The organism is Vibrio brasiliensis LMG 20546 (assembly GCF_000189255.1).
Lineage (GTDB): Bacteria > Pseudomonadota > Gammaproteobacteria > Enterobacterales > Vibrionaceae > Vibrio > Vibrio brasiliensis.
Genome location: NZ_AEVS01000047.1, coordinates 21,814 through 34,759, shown reverse-complemented (window position 1 = coordinate 34,759; position 12,946 = coordinate 21,814). Strand labels below are relative to the sequence as shown.

The following is a 12,946-nucleotide window of genomic DNA, read 5'->3' as shown; positions in this document are numbered from 1 at the left end:
TAAGGATGCGTTAGCATCCTTATTTTTTATCCAGCAACTGAGTCAATGGCTTGCTTTTCATCAGCGCTTTTCGATTTTAGCTCATTGGAACCACGAGTTATTGTCGCAATGCCAACACCTAGCATCTGACTTATCTGGCGCTGAGATAACTCGCCTTTCAGCAGCTCACGGAAGATATTAACTCTCGCAACTAAAGCCTCTCGCTCATCTGGGGTCAGTAGCATGGTCAGTAACATTTCATGCTGTTGAGATTGAGTACTTTGGTCGATCAAATCTAAGATCTGTTGCCACTCTTTGTATTCTGGTTCCAATGACATTGATAAGGTGCTCGCTAGTATTTCGCGTTCAACTCATGCTGATTTAAGAAAGCACCATCCACACCTAACACCTCCCGATAATAGGTTTCAAACATCAGGATATTCTGTACATACCCACGCGTCTCTTTGAATGGTATCGCTTCTATAAAGGCATAAGCGTCCAGTTTTCCCTGGGTCCGGTTTCGCCAGGTTTTCACTCGATGAGGCCCTGCATTATACGCTGCTAAAGCAAAAATTCGATTGTTATCGTACTGTTTTAACAGCCCATCAAGATAATGACTGCCGATTTCAATGTTCTTGCCAACTTCGTAAAGGTCCTGCGTTCCCTGATAGGTAAGCTTGTACTTTCTCGCCGTATACTTTGCGGTGGATGGCATGATCTGCATGATGCCTCGCGCGCCAACCGGAGATCTGGCTTCGATATCCATCGCACTCTCCTGACGAGCCAGCGACATCAGCGTGATTGGATCTATGCTGTGCTTATCAGCATAGAAGTTAAACCACCAGCGGTGGGCAACCGGGAAACGAATTTGCAGATTGTCCCACATTTTAGCCTTGATACTCGCAGTCACTGTTAAGTGGTGCCAACCTTTAAAAGAGGCAAACGCTGCCAGCATCTCTCGCTGTTGCTTATCCGCTCGTTCTAACAACCAGCGCCACTCACTCTTCGCGGCGGTGATCTTATCTCGGTCTATCAACTCTTCAATTCGAATCAGATCGGTATTGAACGTTTTGATTAGGCTTTTATCGAGTGAAATCTCCGAAGTTGGGTACTCAATCGAACGCTTGAGTTCTTTTGCCGCAGCAACACTATAGAAGTTACGCTGACCAATCAGCTGCTCCATACGCAGCTGACCTTTAACACCCTGACCACGCTCGATTTCACTCCGACCCAACCAGTACTGCCAACGTAAACTTTGCTGAGAACTTTCAGGTAGTCGAGCAATCCACTCTGCGACACCTTTCCAGTCAGCATCCTGAATGGCTAAACGAACACGGCGCTCGATCAGAGCAATACTTGATGAGGTTTTAATCTGGCTGTCACGCCACTTGGCGAGTGAAGAGGAATCTGTATTAATCAGACGAAACGAGATGTAGTCAGCCAAGGACTGTTGCGTCTCTTTTACTAACTTTTGCCCCTTTACTACGCGGCTAAACTGCTCTTGAGCCAGCTTCACATCCTTACGAGCGAGTTTCTTCAGCGCCAGTTCGGAGAGTTTTTGATTAAACGGGGTTATCTTGCTCTTTTTAGCAAATTCCGCCACTGACTCTGGCTTAGAAAAGAGTGCTTTCATCTCATCAGCCTGACGTTTTGCTTGCTTTGAATCGACCTGCTTTTTGAGGTAATTCATCAAAGTGCCGTTTCTCGACTCAAACGCCAACAGCATACGGTCTATGACCATTTGATCGCTTTTTAATCCGGCTTTATCCCATGCCTCAAACAGCGGATCACAGGCATCAGCGATGCTATGCCCTGAGAGCCAGAGTTTACTTGCCCCATCAAAAGCAAGTTTTTGGTCTCCCTGCTGGGCATGAGCGTTGTAATAGTGACATTGGTAGGTTTCGCCACGCGGCTCCTTGGTCTGGAAAGCTAAAATGGTTTTCCAGTCACCTTGTTTTGCAAGGGCATCAAGGTAAGGCGCACGTATTCTGGTCGAGAACGGGAAACTTTGGTGTTCATTGATAAAGGTTTCCACTTCACTTGGTGAACGCTTGCCAAGATCGACCAGAAAGCTTCGATAATCGATATACGGAGTAAGTGGATAGTCTGCGATTTGGGGGCGAATTTTCAGATACTGTGCAACTTGCTTAGCATCTAATAACTCTTGCGCCTGGTCATACAAATCTCGTTGCTGTTTTAAATCAGCTGCCACCACAGATGTGGCGAAGGTTGCGCTGCATATCATCGAAGAAAAAAGAACAACCGATGAAGAAATGCGATGCAGCGACTTTCGGAAAGTCTGCGTCATATATGCTCGTCCTGGAGAATAGAAAGCTATGATGTTCCTTATTAAGACTTATTGTAATCAGACCTGTAAAGCGCGGAGATGTAAATAATAATAAATTCACATAACTGTGACATTTGGCTTGCTTTGGGTGAAGTGTTGCGCGTTTAATCACCATTATATTTCATTGATAACAAAGCGCGCCGTTTCTCTAGTAACAAACTGCTCGCGGTTAGTATAAAATAACCATTTACGTGAATTGACTATTTAGGAACGATCGGCAATGGCTGAATACGTATATACCATGTCGCGAGTGAGCAAAATTGTGCCACCAAAGCGACAAATTCTTAAAGACATCTCTCTAAGCTTCTTCCCTGGCGCAAAAATCGGTGTTTTGGGTCTGAACGGTGCGGGTAAATCTACCCTCCTACGCATCATGGCGGGTATCGATACTGATATCGACGGTGAAGCGCGTCCACAACCTGGCCTTAATGTTGGCTACCTTCCTCAAGAACCTGTTCTGGATGAATCGAAAACCGTTCGTGAAATCGTTGAAGAAGCGGTTTCTGACGTGGCAGGTGCAATGAAGCGTCTTGACGAAGTATACGCTGCGTACGCAGAACCAGATGCTGACTTCGACGCTCTTGCTAAAGAGCAAGGCGAATTAGAAGCACTGATCCAAGCAAAAGAAGGTCATAACCTTGAGAACGCTCTGGAGCGTGCTGCTGACGCACTACGTCTACCTGAGTGGGATCAGAAAATCGAACACCTGTCTGGTGGTGAGCGTCGTCGTGTCGCTATCTGTCGTCTACTACTGTCGAAGCCAGATATGCTGCTTCTTGACGAACCAACCAACCACCTGGACGCAGAATCTGTCGCTTGGCTAGAACGCTTCCTTGTCGATTACACAGGTACTGTTGTGGCAATCACCCACGACCGTTACTTCCTCGACAACGCTGCTGGCTGGATTCTAGAACTTGACCGTGGTGAAGGTATTCCTTGGCAAGGTAACTACACTTCTTGGCTAGAGCAGAAAGATGCGCGTCTACAACAAGAAGCGTCTCAAGAAAAAGCTCGTCAGAAGACGATTGAGAAAGAGCTTGAGTGGGTTCGTCAAAACCCTAAAGGCCGTCAGTCTAAATCTAAAGCGCGTATGGCTCGTTTTGAAGAACTACAAAGCGGTGACCGTCAGAAGCGTAACGAAACTAACGAACTATTCATCCCGCCAGGTGAGCGTCTGGGTGACAAGGTTATCGAAGTAAACAACCTGACCAAGTCATTTGACGGCCGTGTACTGATTGATGATCTATCATTCAACATCCCTAAAGGTGCAATCGTAGGTATTATCGGTGCTAACGGTGCGGGTAAGTCGACACTGTTCAAGATGCTAAGCGGCACAGAACAACCTGACTCGGGCACGATTGAAATGGGTGATACGGTTAAGCTAGCGTCTGTTGACCAGTTCCGTGACTCTATGGATGATTCGAAGACGGTTTACCAAGAGATCTCTGAAGGCGCTGATATCATCAAGATCAACAACTTCGAAATCCCGGCTCGCGCATACTGTTCACGCTTCAACTTTAAAGGTTCAGACCAACAGAAAGTTATCGGTGAGCTATCTGGTGGTGAGCGCAACCGAGTCCACCTTGCCAAGCTACTTAAAGCTGGCGGCAACGTACTGTTACTCGATGAACCGACCAACGACCTTGACGTTGAAACGCTACGTGCACTAGAAGAAGCTCTACTTGAGTTCCCTGGTTGTGCAATGGTTATCTCGCACGACCGTTGGTTCCTAGACCGTATCGCGACTCATATCATCGACTACCGCGATGAAGGTCAAGTGAACTTCTACGAAGGTAACTATACTGAGTATATGGAGTGGTTGAAGAAGACCCTTGGTCCAGAAGCTGCGGAACCGCATCGTATCAAATACAAGCGTATTGCCAAATAATGTGATATTGCTTGAAATTTGTGCAAAGGCCGCTAATATAGCGGCCTTTATTATATAGCTCACAATACGGATAATTGACCGTATTGATAAAGCGAAGAATGCGAACAAGCGCGCATAGTGGCCACTTTAGTTTTGATACTCTTACGAGTTGCAATAAAGAGAGAAAGTTATGATCGAACGCCGTCGTTTTTCGCGAATTGTTTACCAAGCACAAGCACTACTGACACAAGAATCTACCCAAGTTACAGCTCTTGTTAGCGACCTTTCGCTACACGGTCTGTTGATGACGAGTGAGCAGTCAGACTTACTGGATTCAGGTAAACAAGTTGATGTTGAATTTTCGCTTCCAGGAAGTGATGTTACGATCCAACTTGTAGGGAATATCGTTGGCCTTAATAACAATGTGATTCGTCTTAGCATTGATCATATTGATATTGAGAGTATCGGGCATTTGAGGCGGTTGGTCGAACTAAATGTAGGTGATGATGACCTGTTACACCGGGACATCGAACACCTATCTGATTTAGGTGAGTACACCTAGTCTAACTAGCTTATGTCAAAGAAAATTACTATTTCTATCCCTGACTCTTCAGGGGTACAGCACTTCTATATTTCAAGAAAAAGTTTCGTTATCTCCTCTATCCTGGTGTTTGCAACGCTAGGTTCAGCTGGTGTTTATTATTGGCAACAGCAGCAGGTCTCTGAGCAAAAATATAATGCGCTTATCGATAAACTTAGTGTGGTCGAGCAAGCCAGAGATGAGTTAGAGATGCTCTACGAAGAGCAAGTCGACACCACTCACTCCTTATCACAAGAGCTGGAAGATAAACGCAATCAGATCCACCTACTGGGTAAACGCGTCTACGATGTTGAGTCAGTACTGGGCCTTGCCGATGAAGCACTGACAGATGAGCATGATCTGGAAGGTCGCCTTGATGCTGCCGCTGTCGATTCTGCCGTGCGTGCAACTATGTTTCGTATGATCCCAAATGATACGCCACTTAATTATCAGCGTATTTCCTCATCATATGGCCGACGCACCAACCCAATTACCGGAAAACGTCATACTCACACTGGTATTGATCTGACCTGTAAACGTGGTGAAGAGATCTATGCACCTGCAGATGGTGTGGTCGAAACCGTACGTCCAAGTTCCAAAGGATTCGGAAACTTCCTGACACTGCGCCACTCATTCGGTTTTATGAGCTCCTACGCTCACCTGGCTAAATTTAAAGTTCGTAGCGGTCAGTTTGTTAGTAAGGGTGACCTGATTGCAACCTGTGGTAACTCAGGCAACTCTACCGGCCCTCACTTACACTATGAAGTAAGATTTTTAGGTCGTGCGCTCAATCCTCAATATACGATGGACTGGACACCTGAAAACTTTAACTACCTGTTTGAAAAAGAGAAAAAAGTTAAATGGGCACCACTGGTTAAGATTATTGATGAGACGGTAAGACTTCAGGTCAATCTGACTAATAAGCCTTATCAGGACAACTCAGTCAATACAGTGAAAAATGACCAGGAGTCTCAGGCTGAACCTGTGCTTGTTCAGTAATAGCAGACCTACAAAAAGAGCGACCCAAAGGTCGCTCTTTTTTCATTTCTAGTGCTATCCGCGATGAATAGAGTCGTTAGCTTGTTTAAGCAAATTCTGGCTTTCATCAAGGAACTGCTGCGAGTAGTCGCCGAACCAGTCACTCACCTTGTCAAAGCTGTCAACAAACGCCTGTTTGTCTTTACCATCGAGGATTTCCAAAGCCTCGCCAAAACAGCGGTGGAATCGCTTGATCATATCAATATTCTCTTGGGAAGAGAGAATGATATCACCGTATAGGTTAGGATCCTGACCAAACAGTCGACCTACCATTGCCAATTCTAAGCGGTAAATCGGTGAACTTAACTTAAGTAACTTATCAATGTTCGGATTCTCACGACTTAGATGAAGACCGTAAGCAAAAGACGTAAAGTGACGCAGTGCCTGAATCAGGGTCATGCCGTGGTCATGTTCGCTTGCATCAATCTGACACAAACTTGCTCCCCAGATAGAGAACTGTTTCAGTAACCACTGGTAGCTCTCTTCACCACGACCGTCACAGTAGACAATGACCTGCTTAGCTAAGCTAGGAACATCTGGACCAAACATCGGGTGTAAGCCAACAACGGGCCCCTGATGCACGTTTAGCATCGCCTGCAACGGTTTCGACTTAATCGAAGTTAAATCACATAAGATACAATCTTTAGGTAACTTGCCCAGCTTCTCAATCACACCTTCAGTCAGATGGATTGGCACAGTAACCACGACCATACCTGCATTTTCTAACAGCTCGTCTGCGTGGTCCCAGTCTTTACTGCCCAGAACTTTGACCTCATAGCCTGAGAGCTTGAACATGCGGCCAAACAGACCACCTAGTTGGCCGTTACCACCAACGATGACTACCGAGCGAAGTTCTGGATTGAGACACTTAAAGCCAGAATCTTTCTCACTAGCGTAAGATTCACGCATGGTACGACGAAGAATGTCTTCAATAAGCTGAGGTGGAACACCTTTCTTCTCGGCTTCCTGACGACGTGAAGCCAGCATCGCTGCTTCACGGTCTGGAGCATAAATCGGTAAACCATGCTCACTTTTAACTTCACCGACTTTCTCAACGAGTGAAAGTCTCTGCGCTAACAAATCCAGAATCTGTTTATCTACTGCGTCAATCTGATCACGCAATTCATTCAATTCAACGGCCATTGATGTTCCTTGTGCTCTCTTACTTAGCCTTTCAAGCGATCTTCTAGGAAAGGGACTAGCTCTTCATGTGCATGACGTAATAGTGCCTCAGTTGTATCCCAATTGATACAGGCGTCGGTGATAGAAACACCATATTGCATTTCATTCAACGGAATATCAGACGACTGGTTGCCCTCATTAATATGACTTTCAATCATCAGACCAATAATTGATTTGTTGCCTTCGCGGATTTGATGAATCACGTCTTCAGCGACCAAAGGCTGACGGCGGAAATCTTTACGTGAGTTAGCATGGCTACAGTCGATCATCAGTGATGCATCCAGACCAAACTTAGCCATATCCTGCTCACACTCAGTGACTGACACTGAATCGTAGTTTGTCTGCTTACCACCACGTAAGATCACATGACCATTAGGGTTGCCTTGTGTCGTCAATAGTGCCACTTGACCTTCACGGTTTATACCCATAAAACGGTGGCTTGAAGACGCAGCCTGCATCGCATTGATTGCCGTCGCCAAACTACCATCAGTACCGTTCTTAAAGCCGATCGGCATAGAGAGACCACTTGCCATTTCACGGTGAGTTTGTGATTCAGTAGTACGTGCACCAATTGCTGCCCAGCTAAAGGTATCGGCTAAGTATTGTGGGCTGATTGGATCAAGGGCTTCAGTAGCTAATGGAATTTCCATTTCAGCCAGATCAACAAGCAACTCACGGCCAACATGCAGACCATGTTCAATATCGAAAGAACCATCCAGATGCGGGTCATTGATCAGACCTTTCCAGCCAACAGTGGTACGTGGTTTTTCAAAGTAAACACGCATAACAATATACAGTTGATCACTCAGTTGCTCTGAGAGTGCTTTTAGACGCTTTGCGTATTCCTTCGCAGCATCGATATCGTGAATTGAACATGGACCACATACCACAAGCAAACGGTGGTCTTTCTTATGAATAATGTCAGCAATAGTTTGACGTGATTCCTGAATAAAACGACGAGCATTATCGCTAAGAGGCAGTTTCGCCTTTAGCTCTTCTGGGGTAATCAGAACCTGTTCATCACTAATGTTAATATTGCTCAATTCACTTTTCTGCATAACTTCGACCTGTATATTATTTTTTACACCCAGATTATTCCGTATCTATTGGGCTGGAATAACCATAAAATAACAGGCTGAAATAAGATTGCAATATGTAAACTTAAAAAAACACCATTGTAAATTTAATTTTACACCACTCCTTTTAGCATGCTTTATTAACGAAATATGAGATAAGCATGTTTTCTCGACAGTTTGTTCTCTAAAATAGAGGCTAAACCCCATCTGATTTTATTGCTATGGATCTGATTCTTTCTCTCTTACAGCAGATGTGTGTCTACTTAGTATTGGCTTACATGCTAAGTAAAACGCCCATTTTTTCTGCCGTTGCTGAACATCTCCAATCGGCTTAGCCATAAACTGAGTGTCTACGTCCTGTTTTCGCTGTTTTGTATTATGGGGACCTATTTTGGTTTACAGATTAACGATGCCATTGCCAATACACGAGCAATAGGCGCAGTGATGGGCGGCCTGTTTGGCGGTCCTGTTGTCGGTTTCTTTGTCGGATTGACTGGTGGCTTACATCGATACTCACTCGGTGGGTTTACCGATCTGGCCTGTGCAATTTCAACCACCGCAGAAGGTTTGATTGGCGGCCTGCTACATATTTATCTTGTACGTAAAGGGAAATCCGATCAGCTGTTTAATCCGAGCGTGGTGTTTGCGATCACTCTCGTAGCAGAAATAGTGCAGATGGCGATCATTCTGATCGTTGCTAAACCATTTGATCAGGCATATAGCCTGGTTTCAGCTATTGCAGCTCCGATGATCATTGCCAACTCCGTTGGTGCCGCTCTGTTTATGAGTATTCTTCACGATAGAAAAACAATTTTTGAAGAGTACTCTGCGACCTTCTCCCGCCGGGCACTTAATATTGCTGAACGTTCAGTGGGGATCTTAGCCTCAGGCTTTAATACCCAAAACGCAGAAAAAATCGCGCGCATAATCTACGAAGAAACCAATGTAGGCGCGGTCTCAATCACTGATGACGAAAAGATTCTCGCTTTTGTGGGGATTGGTGATGATCACCATAAGCCAGACACACCAATTTCATCACAAAGCACCTTAGATGCAATTCAGCAAAACGATATCATCTACCTTGATGGCAAAGAAAAACCTTATCAGTGCTCCCTTTCAGCAGATTGTAAGCTTGGATCTGCACTGATTATTCCTCTTCGCGCCGGTGAAAAGGTGATTGGCACCATCAAGTTGTATGAACCGAAACGCAAGCTATTTTCGACCATTAATATGTCAATGGCTGAAGGTATCGCTCAGCTTCTCTCTAGCCAAATCTTGTTCGGCGACTATCAACAGAAACAAGCGCTACTTTCGCAGGCTGAAATCAAGCTCTTGCATGCGCAGGTCAACCCGCACTTTCTGTTTAACGCACTCAACACCATTAGTGCGGTTATTCGTCGAGATCCAACTAAAGCCAGAGAGTTGATTCAGCATCTGTCGCACTTTTTCCGCAGTAACCTAAAGCAAGATATAGATACGGTGACGCTCAAAGAAGAACTCGCCCACGTCAACGCTTACCTGACCATCGAAAAGGCTCGCTTTACCGATCGCCTTGAAGTCACCATTGATATCGAGGAAAGCCTGCTCAGCCGTAAAGTACCAACCTTCACCCTGCAACCACTGGTAGAGAATGCCATCAAGCACGGTATCTCCAATCTATTAGCGGGCGGTATGGTTCGAATCTATAGTCAGGTGGAAGAGTCAGGGTTCAGGATTGTTGTTGAAGACAATGCTGGAAGCTACACACCGCCGGCGGAGGACCACGCAGGCTTAGGCATGGAGATAGTCGATAAACGTTTAACTAATAAATTTGGTCGTGCTTCGGCTCTCACAATTGAAGTGGAACCGGAACAACTTACTAGAATGAGCTTTATCATTCCCAGCGAACACTCTCACTAAGGGATCATTATGCTGTCTGCATTAGTCATAGATGACGAACTTTTTGCTCGTGAAGAGCTCACAGAGTTATTAGAAGAAACTGGGCATATACACGTTATCGAACAAGCCAGCAATGCCATAGAAGGACTTAAGAAAATCAATCAACTCAAGCCTGACGTGGTATTTCTTGATATTCAAATGCCGCAAATTACCGGTATTGAACTTTTGGCGATGCTTGATCCAGAAACGATGCCGAAAGTGGTTTTCGTCACTGCCTATGATGAGTTTGCTGTTCAGGCATTTGAAGATAATGCGTTCGATTATCTTCTTAAACCGGTCGATATCCAGAGGCTCGAAAAAACGGTAAACCGACTGCTCAAGTCGCAACAGATTAGTAAGGAACAGGTCGCAGCTATCACTCCTCCCTGCTTAGATCAGGTGCCTTGTATTGGTCTGAATCGTATCGTTATCATTCCAACCAAGGATGTTGAGTTTGCTTACAGTGATATCAGCGGTGTTCATGTCCAAACCCATGAACAGAAAGCGACGTCGCAACTAACATTGAAAATACTCGAAGAGAAAACCAATCTCGTTCGCTGCCATCGCCAGTTCTTAGTTAATATCAGCGCAATTAAAGAGATTAAACTATTAGAAAATGGACTGGCTGAGATCATCACCGTCAGTGACCACCCACTCCCCGTTAGTCGACGTTACCTGAAAACCCTCAAAGAGATGCTCGGCTTTCATTGAGCCTGAAATTATCAACAAAAAAGAGCCGCTATTGCGGCTCTTAGTCATTAGGCTTCGATAATGCGCTTCATCGCTTCTGAGGCTTGTCGCCACTCTTCACTGCGTTGCAGCTCTGACAGAGTAAAGCTCTGCTTTTTAAGCAGGCTAGTCGCTTCAGGAGTTTCCATAATCGGCAGGTTATCAAGTACTTCAACCTGTCCTTGACGGTTATTACACAACAACAACATGTCACAACCCGCGACTAAGGCTTGATGTGAACGCTCCGCTGGTCCGCCCATAATGGCAGCCCCTTCCATATTTAAGTCATCGGAAAAGACGATGCCCTTAAAGCCTAACTGCTGACGCAGTACCTGTTTCAGCCAGTATTCAGAACCACTGGCAGGCTGGTCATCATAGTGGGGAAAAACCACATGAGCTGGCATCATGGCATCGAGGACTCCAGCGTCGATTTGCGCTTTAAAGATCGACATATCCTGCTCGAAAATATTATCGCGATTATCAAACGGGGTCTCTAAATGTGAGTCTGCAATCACTCCACCATGGCCCGGAAAGTGTTTACCCGTTGTCGCCATTCCGACCGCTTTCATCCCTTTCATGTAAGCGAGGCTATGACGCAAGATAGTCTCTTTGTCTTCACCAAAAGCACGATCGCCAATCGCTTTACACTCATGGCCCTGATCTAAAACAGGCGCAAAACTGAGATCAATATCGTGAGCGATCAACTCTGCGGCCATCAACCAGCCACCTTGCTGGGCAAGTGCTTCACTGTCAGGCACCTGAGCATATCGCTGTGCAGCCGGGATTCTGGAGAAGCCTTCCCTGAATCTCTGTACTCGTCCACCCTCTTGATCAACGCCGATCAGGAATGGTCGTTTGGCAGCGTGACGAATGGCTTTGTTAAGCGCCAGTAGCTGCTCGCTATCATGGTAGTTTCGTGAAAATAGAATCACCCCACCCACGGTTGGGTGCTCTAGTATTTCTTTATCTTCTGCAGTTAGTTCACAACCAGCTACATCGACCCATAACGGTCCCATAATTTCTCCACATCTAGCCGAATTTCGCTATGCTACCGAGGTTATTAGGATTATTCTCGGTTTACAATGGATAAACCTCACTGTTAGCGAAAATTGAGCATGACCACAAAAGAGTTATACATTGGCATTATGTCAGGCACCAGCCTCGATGGGATCGACACGGCTCTGGTTGAAATCGACAATAATCAAGTGCGCTTGCTGGATAGCTATGATCACCCAATTCCAGATTCACTCAAGCAACGTATTTTAGATGTGGCACTCGGCCAACAAACCAGCTTGCCTGAAATCGGACAGATTGATCACCTGCTCGGTAAGCTCTATGCACAAGCCGTTCATGCTCTGTTAGACAAGAGCGGCCATAAAGCGTCAGATATCACTGCCATTGGTAATCATGGTCAAACCGTATTCCACCAGCCAGGGGGGCAAACGCCATTCACGATCCAGCTCGGTGACGCCAATATTATTGCTGCCCTAACACAGATTGATACGGTCGCAGATTTCAGACGTAAAGATATTGCCTTAGGCGGACAAGGGGCGCCGTTAGTCCCGGCTTTCCACCAATCTCTCTTTCAATCGCAAGGCTCAACGGTTGTGGTACTCAATATCGGCGGCATTGCCAACCTATCAGTGCTGCGTCCGCAACAAGCCGTCATTGGCTATGATACGGGCCCCGGCAATATGTTGATGGACGCCTGGTGTCATCTCCATGAGGGCAAAGCGTTTGATAAAGATGCTCAACTAGCCAGTAAAGGGAACATCGACCAAGCTCTGCTGTCCGAGTTACTAAAAGAGCCATACCTGGCTCTCTCTGCACCGAAAAGTACCGGACGTGAACTGTTTAACCTCCCTTGGTTAGAGAGCATTGTCAGCCGTTACAGCACCTCTGTCGCTGACGTGCAGAGAACTCTGTGTGAATACACTGCACAAACCATCGCTAATGAAGTAAGTAAGTTCAAATTGGGTGACAATCCCGAGCTACTTACCTGTGGTGGCGGAGCTCATAATCCGTTACTAATGCAACGCCTGGCGGAGCTGCTGCCAGAATGGCAGGTAATGCCAACCGATGATAAAGGTGTCGACAGCAATAATATGGAAGCGATGGCCTTTGCTTGGCTCGCCTATCGCCGCATTCACAATCAGCCAAGCAATTTGCCTGAAGTCACCGGGGCCTCAAAACTGGCTTCCCTCGGTGTGATGTACTTTGCTGATAAATGA

General features: G+C 45.9%; 10 protein-coding genes and 1 pseudogene. 6 read left to right on the top strand and 5 right to left on the bottom strand.

Annotated elements, in window-relative coordinates:
* Positions 1-26: 26 nt before the first annotated feature.
* Together trpR and sltY are read right to left on the bottom strand one after the other, a co-directional pair.
* The gene (gene trpR / locus RH46_RS07680) at positions 27-317 is read right to left on the bottom strand and encodes a trp operon repressor (protein WP_006878841.1); all 291 of its coding nucleotides are present in this window, start codon (positions 315-317) and stop codon (positions 27-29) included.
* 14 nt (positions 318-331) lie between these two features.
* Positions 332-2,287, bottom strand: coding sequence for a murein transglycosylase (gene sltY, locus RH46_RS07675; RefSeq protein WP_006878840.1), 1,956 nt, complete (start codon positions 2,285-2,287; stop codon positions 332-334).
* A 259-nt stretch (positions 2,288-2,546) separates the two neighbouring features.
* Between sltY and ettA the strand changes: the two genes are divergently transcribed.
* The 3 genes from ettA to RH46_RS07660 all read left to right on the top strand — a co-directional run bounded on the left by ettA (position 2,547) and on the right by RH46_RS07660 (position 5,772).
* Positions 2,547-4,214 (top strand): energy-dependent translational throttle protein EttA, encoded by a 1,668-nt coding sequence (gene ettA, locus RH46_RS07670; RefSeq protein ID WP_006878839.1) that lies wholly within the window; start codon positions 2,547-2,549, stop codon positions 4,212-4,214.
* A gap of 169 nt (positions 4,215-4,383) precedes the next feature.
* Positions 4,384-4,755 (top strand): PilZ domain-containing protein, encoded by a 372-nt coding sequence (locus tag RH46_RS07665; RefSeq protein ID WP_006878838.1) that lies wholly within the window; start codon positions 4,384-4,386, stop codon positions 4,753-4,755.
* A 12-nt stretch (positions 4,756-4,767) separates the two neighbouring features.
* Complete coding sequence (locus RH46_RS07660; protein WP_006878837.1) at positions 4,768-5,772, top strand: M23 family metallopeptidase; 1,005 nt, start codon at positions 4,768-4,770, stop codon at positions 5,770-5,772.
* A gap of 54 nt (positions 5,773-5,826) precedes the next feature.
* On the opposite strand, the gene tyrA is transcribed toward RH46_RS07660, so the two are convergent.
* Both tyrA and RH46_RS07650 read right to left on the bottom strand, forming a co-directional pair.
* A complete protein-coding gene (gene tyrA / locus RH46_RS07655) occupies positions 5,827-6,954 on the bottom strand; it encodes a bifunctional chorismate mutase/prephenate dehydrogenase (protein WP_006878836.1) in 1,128 nt (375 codons plus the stop codon).
* 23 nt (positions 6,955-6,977) lie between these two features.
* Positions 6,978-8,051, bottom strand: a complete 1,074-nt coding sequence (locus RH46_RS07650; protein WP_006878835.1) for a 3-deoxy-7-phosphoheptulonate synthase — start codon at positions 8,049-8,051, stop codon at positions 6,978-6,980.
* A gap of 239 nt (positions 8,052-8,290) precedes the next feature.
* Here RH46_RS07650 and RH46_RS07645 point away from each other — a divergent pair.
* Positions 8,291-9,968: pseudogene (locus RH46_RS07645) on the top strand (LytS/YhcK type 5TM receptor domain-containing protein).
* A 9-nt stretch (positions 9,969-9,977) separates the two neighbouring features.
* Positions 9,978-10,697, top strand: a complete 720-nt coding sequence (gene btsR, locus RH46_RS07640; protein WP_006878833.1) for a two-component system response regulator BtsR — start codon at positions 9,978-9,980, stop codon at positions 10,695-10,697.
* 47 nt (positions 10,698-10,744) lie between these two features.
* On the opposite strand, the gene nagZ is transcribed toward btsR, so the two are convergent.
* Positions 10,745-11,731, bottom strand: a complete 987-nt coding sequence (gene nagZ, locus RH46_RS07635; protein WP_006878832.1) for a beta-N-acetylhexosaminidase — start codon at positions 11,729-11,731, stop codon at positions 10,745-10,747.
* 99 nt (positions 11,732-11,830) lie between these two features.
* On the opposite strand from nagZ, the gene RH46_RS07630 reads away from it, so the two are divergent.
* Positions 11,831-12,946 carry an anhydro-N-acetylmuramic acid kinase gene (locus RH46_RS07630; protein ID WP_006878831.1) on the top strand — a complete coding sequence of 372 codons (1,116 nt, stop codon included), beginning with the start codon at positions 11,831-11,833 and terminating at the stop codon, positions 12,944-12,946.

Coding starts and splice junctions, on each gene's coding strand:
- RH46_RS07660 (WP_006878837.1), top strand. CDS start 4,768: ATGTCAAAGAAAATTACTATTTCTATCCCTGACTCTTCAGGGGTACAG.
- ettA (WP_006878839.1), top strand. CDS start 2,547: ATGGCTGAATACGTATATACCATGTCGCGAGTGAGCAAAATTGTGCCA.
- RH46_RS07630 (WP_006878831.1), top strand. CDS start 11,831: ATGACCACAAAAGAGTTATACATTGGCATTATGTCAGGCACCAGCCTC.
- tyrA (WP_006878836.1), bottom strand. CDS start 6,954: ATGGCCGTTGAATTGAATGAATTGCGTGATCAGATTGACGCAGTAGAT.
- sltY (WP_006878840.1), bottom strand. CDS start 2,287: ATGACGCAGACTTTCCGAAAGTCGCTGCATCGCATTTCTTCATCGGTT.
- nagZ (WP_006878832.1), bottom strand. CDS start 11,731: ATGGGACCGTTATGGGTCGATGTAGCTGGTTGTGAACTAACTGCAGAA.
- btsR (WP_006878833.1), top strand. CDS start 9,978: ATGCTGTCTGCATTAGTCATAGATGACGAACTTTTTGCTCGTGAAGAG.
- trpR (WP_006878841.1), bottom strand. CDS start 317: ATGTCATTGGAACCAGAATACAAAGAGTGGCAACAGATCTTAGATTTG.
- RH46_RS07665 (WP_006878838.1), top strand. CDS start 4,384: ATGATCGAACGCCGTCGTTTTTCGCGAATTGTTTACCAAGCACAAGCA.
- RH46_RS07650 (WP_006878835.1), bottom strand. CDS start 8,051: ATGCAGAAAAGTGAATTGAGCAATATTAACATTAGTGATGAACAGGTT.